The following is a 14586-nucleotide window of genomic DNA, read 5'->3' as shown; positions in this document are numbered from 1 at the left end:
GAACATGACCTCATGACGCGTCTGGATGGAAAAGTGACAATCATCACCGGCGCCGGATCCGGCATCGGCCGGGCGATGGCGCAGGCCTTCGTGATGGCCGGCGCCCGGGTCTTCGCCGCCGACCTCAGCGCCGAAAGGCTGGAGGAGACGGCGGCGATCATCGGCGCACCGGAGAGCTTTGCAACCCACGTTGCCGATGTCAGCAAGGCGGAACCGATTGCCGGCATGCTGGCGGCGGTGGAAGCCCGCTTCGGTCCAGCTGAGGTGATTTGTAATAATGCGGGCGTGCTCGACCGCATGGCGCCTGTCGACGAGACCGACGATGCCCTCTGGCAGCATGTGCTTGATGTCAACCTCACCGGCCCATTTCTGGTCACCCGTGCCGCACTGCCTGGCATGTTGCAACGCGGCGCCGGCGTTTTCGTCAACACCTGTTCCATCGCGAGTTTCCAAGGGGGCAGGGCGGGGTTTGCCTATACGGCCACGAAGCACGGCGTTCTTGGCCTTACCCGTTCAGTGGCAGCGGCCTATGGCGATCGCGGCATACGCTGCAACGGCATTGCACCGGGATCGGTGAAGACCAATATTGCATCAGGCAGCGAGCCGTCTCCTTCGGGATGGGAACTGAGAAAGAAGGGTTTGCCGACCCGGCCGCCGCAGGCGACGGGGGGTGATATTGCGCCCGTTGCCGTCTTCCTGGCCTCGGAAGACGCCGCCTATATCAACGGAGCCTGCATCGTCGCCGATGCCGGCTGGACAGTGTACTGAAGCGGGAGGAACAATGGCTGTAAAGCGTTTGCAGAATACGTGGCTGGTTGCAGGAGATGTCGCGGCGACCAGGGATTTCTACGAGCACCTCTTGGGGCTGGAGGTGAAATTCGCCGACGGCAGCCGCTGGGTGCAGTTTGCCGCCGGCGGCACCAATTTCGCCATCGGGGCGGCCGAGGAATATCCCGCCGGAGTGCAGGTCAGCCCATCCGGTGCCATTCCGGTCTTCGAGATCGATGACATGGATGACCGAAGGCAAAAGCTCGTCGCAAGCGGCGTGGATGTGCTGGAGTTCCGCGATATGGGCTCGCACGGTCGTGTATTGACCCTTCGCGATCCTGGCGGTCATCTCATTCAATTGTTCGAGAAGGCGGCGCAGGTTTGACAACGCTCGCCTTTCCGGTGTGCTGCTACAGCATCATGCGGCGAGGGCTTTCTCGGCCATCGTCACCCAATAGCTGATGCCATAGGGCAGCACGTCGTCGTTGAAATCGTAGGCCGGATGGTGAAGGCCGGCGGTATCGCCATTGCCGATGAAGATGAAGGCGCCGGGGCGCGATTCCAGCATGTAGGAGAAGTCTTCCGCTCCCATGCGCGGTGCCGCGTTGGCGTCGACGCCGGTGACGCCCGCAACCGAGCCCGCAATGCCGATCGCGAATTCGGTTTCATTGTCATGGTTGAAGGTGACCGGATAGCCGCGGTGGTAATTGATCTCGGCCGTTGCGCCATAGGCCAGCGCGGTTGCCTGCGCGACTTCCTTGAGGCGTTTTTCGGCGAAATCCCGCGTTTCGGGCAGAAGCGTACGCACCGTTCCCGTCAAGGTGACGAAGCTCGGAATGACGTTATGCGCCGTACCGCCATGCGTCGTGGTCACCGAGACGACCAGTGATTTCAGCGGGTCCACTCCGCGTGAGACGATCGACTGCAGGGCAATCACCACATGGGCGGATACCAGCACCGGATCGATCGAGAGATGCGGCGCGGCGGCATGGCTGCCATTGCCGTTGATGGTGATCTCGAAACTGTCGGCGGCGGCCATCAGCGATCCCTTGCGGATCGCGAAATTGCCGACCGGCATGCCGGGTGAATTGTGCATGCCGTAGACTTCACTTATGCCGAATTTGTCCATGATGCCGTCGTCGAGCATTGCGAGCGCGCCGGCGCCGCCTTCTTCCGCCGGCTGGAAGATCACTGCGACCGAGCCCTTGAAGTTGCGGGTCTCCGCCAGATATTGCGCGGCGCCGAGAAGCATGGCGGTATGGCCGTCATGGCCGCAGGAATGCGCCTTGCCGGGCACCTTCGACGTCCACGGCTTGCCGCTGGTTTCGGTGATCGGCAGGGCGTCCATGTCAGCACGGAAGCCGATCGTCGGCCCGTCGCCATGCCTGCCCTTGATGATGCCGACCACGCCGGTCCTGCCGAGGCCGGTCTCGATGATGTCGCAGCCGAAGGCTTTCAATTTCTCCGCGACGAAGCTCGATGTTTCGTAGACATCGTAGAGCAGCTCCGGCGTCTCATGCAAATGGCGCCGCCAGCCGGCAACTTCTTCCTGCATCTCGGCGGCACGGTTCAATATCGGCATTCTCTCGTCCTCGCTCGTCCGGGTCTAGGGGGATATGGCAGTATATTGCGCTACGCAAATCTGATTTTGCAAGCTTCAACTTTCATTCTTGAACGAAAAATAGGCCTGTGCTTAGATGGCTCAAAATTTGAGCATCGCCTTTGACGCGAGTGCCGACAAACGGGAACAATAATAGCGGGCGGCGGCCGGAGAGAATTCCTGCGCGCATAAATGGTTGAGTTCTGATCGAGAAAGAACTGAGCAATTTCAGGAGGTTATTATTCTGTCGATTTGCGAAGAGCCCCTAGTGGTCGCAGACAACTTGCGCCTGAATCAGTCGGGGCGATCAAGGGGTGCAAGACCCAAAAGGGTCGCCCAACTGGTGGCTTACGCGGCCTTCCGGTATCGCCGGCAGCCTCTGCCGCCGAAAGACCTTCCATCCCATTCCATCATGACAAGTGAAATCAGTGAGCGGCGCGACATCGGCCTGTGGCGGGCCGAAGCCGGGATCTCGATAGCGCGGATTCCTGTCCCAACAAGTCGCCTTTCGGCGGATGGGTACTCTCGGAACTGAGCCTTTGCGACGCGGCATATGGGATATGCCGCGTCGATCATGCAACGCACAAAAATCACATAGGGGAAATCAAGATGAAGAGACGCAATATCCTTCTTGCCAGCGTGGTTGCGGCATTCGCCATGGCAGGCTCCGCCGCCCACGCGGAACGCGGCGGCGATGGCGAGCTGAAGATCCTGTTCTGGCAGGCTGTTTCGACGCTCAACCCATATCTCTCCGGCGGCACCAAAGAAGTCTACAGCTCGTCCATGGTCATCGAACCTCTGGCCCGCTACGACGAAACGGGCAAGCTCGTGCCGACACTGGTGACGGAGATCCCCACCTTGGAAAACGGCGGCATCTCGGCGGATATGACGAGCATGGTCTGGAAGTTGAAGCCGGACCTCAAATGGTCCGATGGCACCGACTTCACAGCCGACGACGTGGTGTTCACATGGAAATACTGCACCGCGCCGGATGGCGGCTGCGCGCAGAAAGCGCAGTATGAGGGCATCAAGTCGGTAGAGGCCGTGGATCCGCACACCGTCAAGATGACCTTCACCGAGCCAAAATATTACCCCTATGGTGCCTTCGTCGGTGGCCAGTCGCCTATCATCCAGAAGGCGCAGTTCAAGGATTGCGTCGGCGCGGCTGCACCCGGCTGCACATCCGCCAATTTCGGCCCGATCGGCACCGGCCCCTTCGTCGTCAAGGAATTCAAGCCGAACGACGTCATCACCTTCACGGCCAACAAGAACTATCGTGACCCGGCCAAGCCCGCCTTCGCCACCGTAACGCTGAAGGGCGGCGGTGATGCGGTATCCGCAGCCCGCGCAGTGCTTGAAACCGGTGAATATGACTATGCCTGGAACATGCAGGTTGAGCCGGAAATTCTCGCAACCATGGTGGCAGCCGGCAAGGGCGAGCTTGTGACGGCCTTTGGGTCACAGGTCGAACGTATCAACATCAATCACTACGCCGTCGACCCGTCGCTCGGCGACAAGCGCTCGACCAAGGAGGCCGGCCCGCATCCGTCATTGTCGGACCCGGCTGTCCGCCGTGCATTGTCGATGGCGATCGATCGTGATGTCATCAACGAGACGGGATATGGCGCGGCCGGCAAGCCGACCTGCAATATCGTGCCTGGCCCGGAGGTCTATGCCTCGACGGCGAATGACTGGTGCCTGAAGCCGGATGTCGATGGTGCCAACAAGCTCCTGGACGAGGCCGGATGGGTCAAGGGTTCGGATGGCATCCGCGCCAAGAACGGTGTGAAGCTCTCCTTCCTTTACCAGACGTCGACCAACTCGGTACGTCAGGCCACGCAGGCGCTGGTGAAGGACATGTGGGCGCAGATCGGCGTCGCTGCGGAACTGCGCAATGTCAGCGCCTCCGTCTTCTTCGGCGGCGATCCTGCCAGCCCGGATACGTTCCAGAAATTCTATGCCGACGTAGAAATGTACACCAACAATTTCGACGGCACGGACCCGGAGAAATATCTGGCGGAATGGCTGTGCAACAAGATCCCGGCGCCCGAGAATGGTTGGCAGGGGCAGAACATGCCGCGCTATTGCAATCCGGACTATGACAAGCTGGTCATCGAACTCTCCAAGACCGCCGATCTCGCCAAGCGCGCGGAAATTGCCAAGAAAGCCAATGACATGCTGACGGAAGAGGGGGCTCATATCCCGCTCATCTACCGCGGCCAGGTTTCGGCGCGCTCCGTGACCCTCGATGGCGTCAAGATCAACGGCTGGGATTCCGAACTTTGGAACGTCGCTGACTGGTCCCGCAAGAAGTAAGATACAGCGATCGTCGGTTCCGTCTTCAGATGGAGCCGGCGTTTTGCGTCGCCTGAAGGTCTGGAGACTTTCCGATGTTTAACTTTACCCTGCGACGGCTGTTCTTTGCCGTGCCGACATTGCTTGTTATCAGCTTTGTCATTTTTGCTCTTCTCGACCTCGCGCCCAATAATCCGACCGGCGACCTGCCATTGACGATCCCGCCGGAGGTTCGCGAACAGATCCGCGCAGCACTTGGTCTCGATCAGCCCTTCCTGATCCGTTATCTCAGATGGCTGCATCAATTCTTCATCAACGAGCCGCTGAATATTCTCGAACAGATCACCGGTTGGCAGTTTGGCGATGGCCACAGACTGCGGGTGCTCTCATGGGCAACACGCAGCCCGGTGGTCGATCTTGTCGTCCAGCGCATGCCGCAAACACTGTGGGTGGTGGGCCTCTCCTACCTCTTCGGCGTGTTGCTGGCGATCCCGATCGGCGTTCTCTCCGCCTACAAGCAATATTCGATCTTCGACCAGATCGGCACCTTCATCTCCATGGTCGGTTATTCCGTGCCGACCTTCTTCACCGGCGTGCTGCTGATCGTCGTCTTCAGCTCTTATTTGCACTGGTTCCCATCGGTCTACGACACCAATCTGCGCGTGACGGATTGGTCCAGCTTCGCGGCGCAGGTCAAGCAGATGTTCTTGCCGGTCATGGTGCTGACGCTCTACAACGTCTCGCATATCAGCCGTTTCGTGCGCGCCTCCATGCTCGACAACCTGCATCAGGATTATGTCCGTACCGCGCGCGCCAAGGGCGTCAAGGAAAAGACCGTGCTTCTGGTCCATGTGCTGCGCAACAGCCTGATACCGGTCGTGACTGTCATCGCGCTTGGGGTGCCGACGATCTTTTCCGGCGCCATCATCACCGAACAGGTCTTTCGGGTGAACGGCCTTGGCCAGCTTTTGATCGTCGCGGTGCAGGGGGGGGACATCCCGATGGTTCAGACTCTGACCTTCATCTTCGCCGTGCTGATCGTTCTCTTCAACCTGATTGCCGACGTGCTCTACGGCATTCTTGACCCGAGGATCCGTTATGACTGACGTAACAGCAATCCCGACGACGGCCTTGACCGCGCCGCCACGCTCGATCATGGCCGCCACATGGCGGCAATTCCGGGCTCATAAAGGTGGCTTTGCGGGCTTGATCGTCTTCATAGCCATCCTGCTGGTCGTCTTTGTCGGCCCGCTCATCCACAGTGTCGACCCGAACAAGATCGACATCCGCGCCAAGAACCAGGGGCCTTCTCTCCTTCACCCTTTCGGCACCGATAATCTTGGCCATGACATGCTGGCGCAGGTGATGGCGGGCGGGCGCATCTCGCTGGCGGTCGGCATCACCGCCATGCTGCTGGCGCTTCTGCTCGGAACCTTGGTCGGCGTTTTGTCGGGCTATTTCCGTCGCCTCGACGGACCTCTCATGCGGCTGACGGATCTGTTTCTGGCATTGCCGCTGCTGCCTCTGCTGCTGGTCATCATCATGCTGTTCCGCGACACGCTGCGCGCCTATTTCGGCCCGGAGACCGGGATTTTCATCCTGATCGTCTTCGTGATTGGCATCACGAAATGGATGCACACCGCTCGCATCGTGCGTGGTGACGTCCTGACCATGAAAAAGCAGGAGTTCATCATGGCCGCCAAAAGCAGCGGCATGCGGGAATACCGGATCATCCTGAAGCATATCCTGCCGAACGTCATGAGCTCCATCATGGTGTCGGCCACGCTCGGGGTTGCCGAGGCGGTCATCACCGAATCCTCTCTGAGCTTTCTGGGCCTCGGCTTCCCGTCCGATTTTCCGACATGGGGACGTCTGCTCTTTGACGGCGCAAGCTTCCTCCAGCTCACGCCGTCCCGCGTGCTGTGGCCCGGCCTTGCCATTTCGCTGACGGTCTTGAGCGTCAACTATCTCGGCGACGCGGTGCGCGATGCGCTCGATCCACGTATGCTGAAAAGTTGAGGAGAAACACCCTGTAGAGGCTGCGTGGCAGCAGCCTCTACCCCCTCGGCGTCAACAATGCGTCGAGAATACCGGCGTTTTCCTCCTGCACGACGATGCCCGGATCTTGCGCCACGACGAATGCCAGGACGTGTTCGATATCGTCGAGATGCTGACGCAATAGCCTGTAGGCCTCGTCCTCGTTATGGGTACGGATGGCCTCGTAGATGGCGCGATGCTCTTCCACCACCTCGTCGAAATAGCCCGACTTCGGGTAGGCACGGCGGCGGACGCGGTCGAGCTGGCCGGTGGCGTTGCGGATCGTGTGCCAGACATTGGGAAAGCCCGCAGCCCTGCTGATCAGCTGATGAAAGGCGTTGTCGACGGAAAAGGCTTCGTCGTAGTCCTGCCGCTTGGCTGCGTCTCCCTGCAGGAACATCAGGAGATCGAAATCCTTATCGAAAATCGGATCATAGGTCCGGGCGGCGAGACGGACCATTCGCAGCTCCAGGCTGGAGCGGACGATCTGCCCTTCGATGACGCCGCGAACGGAGATCTTGCTGATGAAGGTGCCCCCGCTTGGAACGACATTGACGAGGCCTTCCTGGGCGAGCCGCAGCACGGCTTCGCGCATGGGTGTTCGGGAGATGCCGAGCTTTGCGCAGGTCTCCTTCTCGCTCAGCATAGTCCCAGGCTCGAAAGCCATAGTGATGATGGCGTCACGTATGACGTTATAGGCCCATTGTGCTTTCGGCTGACCGTTGCCGTCAGGCCGCGGCTCGGGCCGCTTGATGCGCGCATTCACCCGGAATGATCTCCTCTCCCTGGCATTTTATCTCTCGGTTGGACCCGGTATCGTCTTTCATACAATGTCTGTAAGCACGCTCTCCAGCGTTTCCAGAAAGATATCGGCGTGTTTGCGCGAAAATGGCAAGGGCGGCCGGATTTTCAGGACGTTTCCGTGGATTCCGGCGGCGCTGATCAGCACGCGACGGGTGCGCAGTCCGTTTACGACCGCAAGCGCCAGCGCGCCGTCCGGCGTGCGGCCTTCGCGGTCCTTGACGAATTCCAGCCCGAGGAACAGGCCAGCGCCCCTGACATCACCGATGCAGGCGAACGTCCCTTGAAGCGCCCGCATACCCGCGAGCATGTGTTCGCCAGTGGTCGCGGCGTTCTCCATCAGCTGCTCGTCGCGGATGACATCCAGTACGGCGCTGGCCGCGGCGATGGAGACATGATTGGCGCCGAAGGTGTTGAAGTATCGGACGTCCTTGCCGAACCGCTCCTGGATCTCGGCCTTCATCACGGCGGCGGCAATCGGTATGCCATTGCCCATCGGCTTGCCCATCACGGCGATGTCCGGCACGATCCCATGGCGCATGAAGCCCCACATATGCGAGCCAGTACGGCCAAAGCCGGGCTGGACCTCATCGGCGATATAAAGCGCACCGGCCTTATGGACTACATCCAGCGTCTTCTGCAAGAAGCCTGCCGGATCGGGCAGGATGCCGTCTGTCGAAAAAATGCTGTCGGCGATGAAGGCGGCGGGGCGGATGCCGTGGCGGCGCATGAAAGCGATTGCCTTGCTCACGTCCTCGGCAAGCGCGTCCGCCACATCTCGACCTTCGGCACGATAGGTGTCCGGCGCCGGAACGGTAATCACATGCGGACCGAGCGGCACGCCCGAACCCAGCGACGGTGAAATCTCGACGGCGGCGGCGGTGACGCCGTGATAGGCGTTCTCGGTGATAATGATGCCCGTTCCGCCGGTATAGTGGCGGGCAATGCGCAAGGCCAGATCGACCGCCTCGCTGCCGGTGCAGGTATACATCACCCGGTCGATCTCGTCCGGGAAGGTCGCCAGCAACCGTTCGGAATAGTCGAGAATGGTGTCGTCCAGATAGCGCGTGTGCGTGTTCAGGACGGCGGCTTGCCGGGCGATCGCCTCCACGACGCGTGGGTGGCAATGTCCGACGGAGGGCACGTTGTTGTAGACGTCGAGATACGCCTCTCCGTCGGCGTCATAAAGCCATACGCCTTCGGCGCGCACCACATGCAGCGGATTGTCGTAGAACAGTCGGTAGGACGGCCCGAGCAGGGCCTGGCGGCGCTCCACCATCCGGCGTTCGCGTTCGGGCAGGGTGGCCAGTTTCGATGCGTCGAAACCGTTGATCATGACAGGCGCGGTTTTGGCGGCTTCGGGGCTCGTCATGGCTGTCTGTTTCCTTGCTGGCAGGCTGCGGTGAGCCGCGCAATGATTGTTTCGGTCGGAATGGCATCGAGGCGGGCGAGCTGCGCCCAGACCGTTGGGGTGTTGCGGACATAGAAATCCCGGTTTTCCGGGAAGAGCCCGGCCCGCCACTGCGGGATGGCAAGACGCATGACCATGCGGGTGAGGATGGCGGGATAGAGCACCGCAATCTCCTGTTCGCTCAAACTGACAAGCGTCGAATATTCCGCGAGGAAATCGCAGATGGCCTCGACCGGATCCACAGTGTCGCCCATCTGGTAGGCCGCCCCCACCGCGACATCGAACACTCTAGGCGCGTGCACCATATCGCCGAAATCGATGACGCCGCTGACCGTCTCCGGTGTCTTGGGATCGACGAGGATGTTCTCCATGTTGAAATCATTATGTACCACCTGCGCGGGGAGCGAGGCCATGACGGGCACGATCTGCTTTTCGAAATTGTCCATTGCCGCTTCCAACCGGCGGCGTTGCACCGGATCTGGGAAGACCGGCAGCAGATCGCGCACGCCGATGGCGTGCTGCATATCCCATGTGATGCGGTGACTGGCGGCCGGGTGGGTGAAGCTGGAAAGTGCTATCTGCATGCGCGCCAGCAGCCCACCGACATTGCGGCGCTGTCTTGGCGAATGCGGCGCGGCCTTCTGGGCGATGCCCGGCAGGAAGGTCACCATCCGCACGCCGCGTGTGCCACCGTCCGCGTCGATCATGCGGAAATCCGCCTCGCCATCCAGCGTGCGAATGATGCGCTGCACGGGGATGCCGGGATCGACCGCTTCGACATGCAGCAGCGCCTGGCTGTGCATTGAGGTCATGCCGGGATCTTCGGCGGGGTTGAGAACCTTGAAGAGATAGTCTCGCCCATCCGCCAGCGTCAGCCGATAGTTCGAATCCTTCTCTCCCCACAGCCATTCGACACGGCCATCCAGCCCATATTTGTCACGGGCGATGGCTTCGGCTTGATCGGCGGGGATGGCCGCCGCGTCCGTTTTCAGTTCGGCACCGATACCGGCATTGCGGGTGGAACTGCTTAACATGGGTTTCCTCTGTTTTTGTGTTCCTTGGGTCGAGGGGGGGGGGCCCCCCCCCCCCCCCCCCCTCGACCGGCCTTCCTCTCCACGAGCATGAGGGGGAAGTTTTTCTGCTGAAATACCACTATAGCGCGCGAGGCGCCGAAGGGAGTTTTTCCGGAAAGGCCGTCTGATAGGCGGCGGCGAGTTTCAGCACGATATCGTCGCGGTAGCGCGGGCCGACGAATTGCAGCCCGATCGGCAGACCGCCCGCGTCAAAGCCGCAGGGAACCGAAACGGCCGGCTGTCCCGTCATGTTGAAGGGATAGGTAAACGGCGACCAGTCCGACCAGTCCTTGCCTTCGATGCCATCCGGGAAATCGACACCGGCCTCAATGGCCGTCGTCGGCATGGTCGGCAGCATCAGCACATCGTAGGTCTCGTGGAACCGCGCCATCTTCACCTTGAGATCGGCTCGCACCTGCTCCGCGATCACATAGTCGATGGCAGTCAAGGCGCTGCCCTTGGCGTGAATGCGCAAGAGGCCGGGGTCCATCAGCTTCTTCTGCTCTTCGGTCGGATTGGCAAGATCCACCGTCCGCGCTTCCGCCGCATACCAAAGGGCGAGCAACGCGTCTTGCGGATTGGAGAAGCCGGGGTCGATCTCCTCGACGATGGCGCCCATCTCGGTAAGGCGGGACGCGGCTCGCTCGACGGCGGCGGCGACATCCGGCTGGACTTGGGCATAGCCGAGATTGCGGCTGTAGCCGATTTTCAGTCCCTTGATGTCCGCGCCTTTTATGGCCTCGCGCCAGTCCGGAACCGGGGTAGGGCAGTAGCCATACATGGCATCCGTGGTCGGGCCGGTAGTGGCATTGAGGAACAGTGCGGCGTCTTCGACAGTGCGTGTCAGCGGGCCGCGATGGGCGAGTTCGAACAGGGCTGTCGGCGTGTCGGACGGTATCCAGCCATAAGTCGGCTTGATGCCGAAGACGCCGCAGAAGGATGCGGGGATGCGGATCGATCCGGCACCGTCGGAGCCCTCATGTAGCACGCCCATATTGAGCGCGGCAGCCACTGCCGCCCCGCCTGAGGACCCTCCAGAGGCGCGATCGGTGCGCCATGGATTGAGCGTGTTGCCGAATGCCGGGCCGTGGGTGACGCCCTTCCAGCCAAATTCCGGCGAGGTGGTGGTGCCGAGAATGGTAATGCCGGCGCCGCGCAGGCGCTTCATGATCAGGAATTCCTTGTCGGACGGTTCCTTCGAGCCGAGCGCCGAGCCGCGCCGCCATGGAATGCCCTTGACGGGTGTCAGCTCCTTGATGGTCGTCGGGGCGCCATCGATGGGGCTGAGCGGCTCGCTCTTTTGCCAGCGGGCCTCCGATTCCCTTGCTGCCGCCAGAGCCATCTCCGGCACGACATAGGCAAAGGCGTTGACCGAGGGATTGAAGCGCTCGATGCGTTCGAGCGAGGCCTTGGCCGCTTCCACCGGGGAAGCCCGTCCGGATGCGAATAGCGCTGACAGCTCCGCTGCGCTCATCTCGCCGAGATCTGTTTTGACCGATGTATCCATGACTATCAAATCCCCATCAGGCTCTTGTTTTTTCGACCGTGTCGAGCGCGCGGCTGACCGCGTCGAACATATCGTCGATCTGCTCGGCGGTGATGATCAGCGGCGGGCAGAAGCAAAGCGCCTCGCCGATATTGCGCGAGATCACACCCTCTTCCTCAAGAGCCGCCGAAACGGCCGCCGCCGCATCGCCGGGCTTGGCATCGTTCCACGGCTTGATTTCCAGCGCGCCGATCAGCCCGACGCCGCGCGACGAATGCGCCAATGAGTGTTTGGCGAGCTCCGCAAGGCGGCCTAGGAATTTCTCCTCGAGACGCGCGGCATTGCCGACGAGATCGCGCTCCTGAATGATCTTCAGGTTCTCAAGACCGACCGCTGTCGCAACCGGATGCCCCGAAGCCGTGAAACCATGGCCGAACACGCCGATGCGCTCGGATTCGTCGGCGATCGGCTGATAAAAGGCGTCGTTCATGATGATCGCTGAAAGCGGCATGTAGGAGGACGAGATCTGTTTCGAGACGATCAGCACGTCCGGCTTGATATCGTAGGTCTCGCAGGCAAACATCTTGCCGGTGCGGCCGAAACCGCAGATCACTTCGTCGGCGACCAGCAGGATATCGTATTTCTTCAGGATCGCCTGCACGCCTTCCCAATAGCCGGCCGGGGGAACCAGAACACCACCGGCGCCCATGACAGGCTCGCCCCAGAAGGCGGCGATGGTCTCAGGCCCCTCCTTAAGGATCAGCTCTTCCAGATCGTTCAGGATGCGCGCCGTGAAATCGGCTTCGCTCTCGCCGTCCTTTCCGAAATGCACATAGGAGGGGCAGGACGTGTGGATCATCCGGTCGAGCGGCAGGTCGAAGCTTTCGTGGTTGCGCGGCAGGCCGGTGATCGAGGCGGCGGCGATCGTGACGCCATGATAGCCCTTGATGCGGCCGATGATCTTCTTCTTGTCCTTGTTGCCGAGCGCATTGGAGCGATACCAGACCATTTTGCAGGCGAGATCGTTGGCCTCGGAGCCGGAGGAGGTGAAGTGAACCTTCGACATCGGTACAGGCGCGATCTTGATGAGCAGTTCGGCAAGATCGATGGAGGGGCCATGCGTCTTGTAGGAGAAGGTGTGGTAATAGGGCAGCTTCTCCATCTGGGCCTTGGCGACCTCCGCCAGGCGCTTCTCACCGAAGCCGAGCGCCACCGACCATAGGCCGGCCATACCCTCGATGTAGCGCTTGCCGTTGTTGTCGGTGACATAGATGCCGTCGCCGGATTCGATCACCAGGCCGCCGGTCTTTTCATATTTGCGCAGGTTGACGTTGGGATGCATCTGATAGGCGATGTCCCGGCCTTCGATGGAATTGGACACGATACGCATGTGCAGTGGCTCCTTGGACGCTTCAGCCGTCTGTTCAAATTCAAGCACGTTTTGACATCATCTGCGATTCCCGGTCCCGGCCGGGGATCGCCTCAATCAGGCTCTGTGTGTAGGCGTGTTTCGGCGTGGTGAAGATGTCCGCGCCGGTGCCAAGTTCGACCACCTCACCCTTCTGCATCACCATGACACGATCACAGATCTGCGCGGCGACGCGCAAGTCGTGGGTGATGAAGACGAGCGACAGGTCGAGCTCCTTCTTGAGCTTGCCCAGCAGCTCCAGCACCTGCGCCTGGATGGAGACGTCGAGCGCTGACACCGCCTCATCGGCGACGATGATTTCCGGCTCGAGCGCTAAGGCCCGAGCGATGCCGATACGCTGGCGCTGGCCGCCGGAGAACTCATGCGGAAACCGGTTCGCGCCCCTCGGATCAAGACCAACCAGCTCCATCAGTTCGGCGGCGCGCGTCAGCGCCTTTTTCTCGTTTTCACCATAGGCGATCGGACCATCGGCAATGATGCGCCCGACCTTTTCGCGCGGGTTGAGCGACGAGAAGGGATCCTGGAAGATCATCTGCATGCGCCGGCGCATGCCGCGAAGTTCCGCGCCTTTCAGATGCGCCATGTCCTTGCCGCCGAGCAGAACGCGGCCGCTATCCGGGTCCTGAAGGCGAACGAGACAGCGTCCGACCGATGATTTGCCGGAGCCGCTTTCGCCGACAATGCCGAGCGTCTCGCCGCGTCCCAATGTGAAGGTCACGCCCTTGACCGCATCGACGGATTTCGGCTTCGAAAACAGCCCGCCACCCATGCGGTAGGTCTTGGTGAGATTCTCGACCGACAGCAGCGTCTCGCGTTGCGGCTGCGAGACGCTGCCGCCGCTCGGCTTCGGGATCGCAGCGATCAGTTTTCTCGTATAGGGATGCCGTGGCGAATAGAGCACATCCTCAGCCGGGCCTTGCTCGACGATGCGGCCGAGTTGCATGACGGTGACATAGTCGGCGATCTCCGCCACCACGCCGAAGTCATGGGTGATGAACATCACCGCCATGTTGCGCTCAGTCTGCAGGCGGCGGATCAGTTGCAGTATCTGCGCCTGGGTGGTGACGTCGAGGGCGGTCGTGGGTTCGTCGGCGATCAGCACCTGCGGCTCCAGCGCCAGCGCCATGGCGATCATGACGCGTTGCCGCTGGCCGCCAGAAAGCTGGAATGGGTAGGAGCCGGCGGCACGTATCGGGTCCGGCAGGCCGACCTCGGTGAGCAGATCGAGCGCTTTCGCCTTGCGCTCCCTAGGGGTTAGCAGGCCATGCGCCTCAAACACTTCCTCGATTTGCGCCGACACTTTCATCAGCGGATTCAGCGCCGACATCGGCTCCTGGAAGATCATCGCCACGCGGCGGCCGCGGATGCCGTAAAGCTGTTCGGGCGCCAGCTGCAACAGATCAACGCCTTCGAGCAGAATGCGTCCCTGAGCGGCGCGAACCGTTTCGGGCAGAAGCCCCATCAGCGCATTGGCCGACATCGACTTGCCCGAACCGCTTTCGCCGACGACGCACAGCATTTCCCCCGGATGCAGCCGGAAACTGACGCGATCCACCGCGTAAGGCCGATCCGCGCCTTCCGGCAGCGCAATGCTCAGCCGGTCGATATGCACCACCGGTTCGCCACGCTCGATACGGTCCGGATGGATGTCGGCGTCGAACGATATCTCTTCGGTCATCATGTTCC

Annotated in this window: 12 protein-coding genes; 5 read left to right on the top strand and 7 right to left on the bottom strand. The window is 61.2% G+C overall.

Going from position 1 to position 14586, the window contains the following annotated elements:
* Positions 1-12 precede the first annotated feature (12 nt).
* Together AC1RO0_RS11410 and AC1RO0_RS11405 are read left to right on the top strand one after the other, a co-directional pair.
* A complete protein-coding gene (locus AC1RO0_RS11410; protein ID WP_498592997.1) occupies positions 13-768 on the top strand; it encodes an SDR family NAD(P)-dependent oxidoreductase in 756 nt (251 codons plus the stop codon).
* 13 nt (positions 769-781) lie between these two features.
* The gene (locus AC1RO0_RS11405) at positions 782-1153 is read left to right on the top strand and encodes a VOC family protein (RefSeq protein ID WP_498592996.1); all 372 of its coding nucleotides are present in this window, start codon (positions 782-784) and stop codon (positions 1151-1153) included.
* A 33-nt stretch (positions 1154-1186) separates the two neighbouring features.
* Here the strand turns inward: AC1RO0_RS11405 and AC1RO0_RS11400 are convergent, their stop codons facing one another.
* Positions 1187-2350 carry a M20 aminoacylase family protein gene (locus AC1RO0_RS11400; protein WP_498592995.1) on the bottom strand — a complete coding sequence of 388 codons (1164 nt, stop codon included), beginning with the start codon at positions 2348-2350 and terminating at the stop codon, positions 1187-1189.
* A gap of 627 nt (positions 2351-2977) precedes the next feature.
* Between AC1RO0_RS11400 and AC1RO0_RS11395 the strand changes: the two genes are divergently transcribed.
* The 3 genes from AC1RO0_RS11395 (at position 2978) to AC1RO0_RS11385 (ending at position 6682) form a co-directional block, all read left to right on the top strand.
* On the top strand, positions 2978-4684 hold the full coding sequence (locus AC1RO0_RS11395; protein WP_498592994.1) for a peptide ABC transporter substrate-binding protein: 1707 nt from the start codon (positions 2978-2980) through the stop codon (positions 4682-4684).
* Positions 4685-4758: 74 nt separating this feature from the next.
* Positions 4759-5769: an ABC transporter permease gene (locus AC1RO0_RS11390; protein WP_498592993.1), complete on the top strand. Its 1011-nt coding sequence runs from the start codon at positions 4759-4761 to the stop codon at positions 5767-5769.
* Complete coding sequence (locus AC1RO0_RS11385) at positions 5762-6682, top strand: ABC transporter permease (RefSeq protein WP_498592992.1); 921 nt, start codon at positions 5762-5764, stop codon at positions 6680-6682. The genes AC1RO0_RS11390 and AC1RO0_RS11385 overlap by 8 nt, the downstream gene beginning before the upstream one ends.
* A 37-nt stretch (positions 6683-6719) precedes the next feature.
* On the opposite strand, the gene AC1RO0_RS11380 is transcribed toward AC1RO0_RS11385, so the two are convergent.
* The 6 genes from AC1RO0_RS11380 to AC1RO0_RS11355 form a co-directional block, all read right to left on the bottom strand.
* Complete coding sequence (locus AC1RO0_RS11380) at positions 6720-7466, bottom strand: GntR family transcriptional regulator (RefSeq protein WP_498592991.1); 747 nt, start codon at positions 7464-7466, stop codon at positions 6720-6722.
* A 57-nt stretch (positions 7467-7523) separates the two neighbouring features.
* On the bottom strand, positions 7524-8873 hold the full coding sequence (locus AC1RO0_RS11375; RefSeq protein WP_498592990.1) for an aspartate aminotransferase family protein: 1350 nt from the start codon (positions 8871-8873) through the stop codon (positions 7524-7526).
* Positions 8870-9946, bottom strand: coding sequence for a phosphotransferase (locus AC1RO0_RS11370; RefSeq protein ID WP_498592989.1), 1077 nt, complete (start codon positions 9944-9946; stop codon positions 8870-8872). The genes AC1RO0_RS11375 and AC1RO0_RS11370 overlap by 4 nt, the downstream gene beginning before the upstream one ends.
* 118 nt (positions 9947-10064) lie before the next feature.
* Complete coding sequence (locus tag AC1RO0_RS11365) at positions 10065-11492, bottom strand: amidase (RefSeq protein ID WP_498592988.1); 1428 nt, start codon at positions 11490-11492, stop codon at positions 10065-10067.
* A gap of 16 nt (positions 11493-11508) precedes the next feature.
* Positions 11509-12861, bottom strand: coding sequence for an aspartate aminotransferase family protein (locus AC1RO0_RS11360; protein WP_498592987.1), 1353 nt, complete (start codon positions 12859-12861; stop codon positions 11509-11511).
* Between the two features lie 40 nt (positions 12862-12901).
* Positions 12902-14581: an ABC transporter ATP-binding protein gene (locus AC1RO0_RS11355; RefSeq protein ID WP_498592986.1), complete on the bottom strand. Its 1680-nt coding sequence runs from the start codon at positions 14579-14581 to the stop codon at positions 12902-12904.
* Positions 14582-14586 lie beyond the last annotated feature (5 nt).

The sequence above is a fragment of the Rhizobium sp. GW821-FHT14E12 genome (assembly GCF_058803745.1).
The sequence above is the reverse complement of the archived record's forward strand: the minus strand, read 5'-3'. Positions and strand labels throughout refer to the sequence as shown.

Bases quoted from the DNA above. Each gene is read 5' to 3' on its own strand.
- AC1RO0_RS11390 (WP_498592993.1), top strand. From the start codon at position 4,759: ATGTTTAACTTTACCCTGCGACGGCTGTTCTTTGCCGTGCCGACATTG.
- AC1RO0_RS11400 (WP_498592995.1), bottom strand. From the start codon at position 2,350: ATGCCGATATTGAACCGTGCCGCCGAGATGCAGGAAGAAGTTGCCGGC.
- AC1RO0_RS11360 (WP_498592987.1), bottom strand. From the start codon at position 12,861: ATGCGTATCGTGTCCAATTCCATCGAAGGCCGGGACATCGCCTATCAG.
- AC1RO0_RS11365 (WP_498592988.1), bottom strand. From the start codon at position 11,492: ATGGATACATCGGTCAAAACAGATCTCGGCGAGATGAGCGCAGCGGAG.
- AC1RO0_RS11370 (WP_498592989.1), bottom strand. From the start codon at position 9,946: ATGTTAAGCAGTTCCACCCGCAATGCCGGTATCGGTGCCGAACTGAAA.
- AC1RO0_RS11405 (WP_498592996.1), top strand. From the start codon at position 782: ATGGCTGTAAAGCGTTTGCAGAATACGTGGCTGGTTGCAGGAGATGTC.
- AC1RO0_RS11410 (WP_498592997.1), top strand. From the start codon at position 13: ATGACGCGTCTGGATGGAAAAGTGACAATCATCACCGGCGCCGGATCC.
- AC1RO0_RS11375 (WP_498592990.1), bottom strand. From the start codon at position 8,873: ATGACGAGCCCCGAAGCCGCCAAAACCGCGCCTGTCATGATCAACGGT.
- AC1RO0_RS11355 (WP_498592986.1), bottom strand. From the start codon at position 14,581: ATGATGACCGAAGAGATATCGTTCGACGCCGACATCCATCCGGACCGT.
- AC1RO0_RS11395 (WP_498592994.1), top strand. From the start codon at position 2,978: ATGAAGAGACGCAATATCCTTCTTGCCAGCGTGGTTGCGGCATTCGCC.
- AC1RO0_RS11385 (WP_498592992.1), top strand. From the start codon at position 5,762: ATGACTGACGTAACAGCAATCCCGACGACGGCCTTGACCGCGCCGCCA.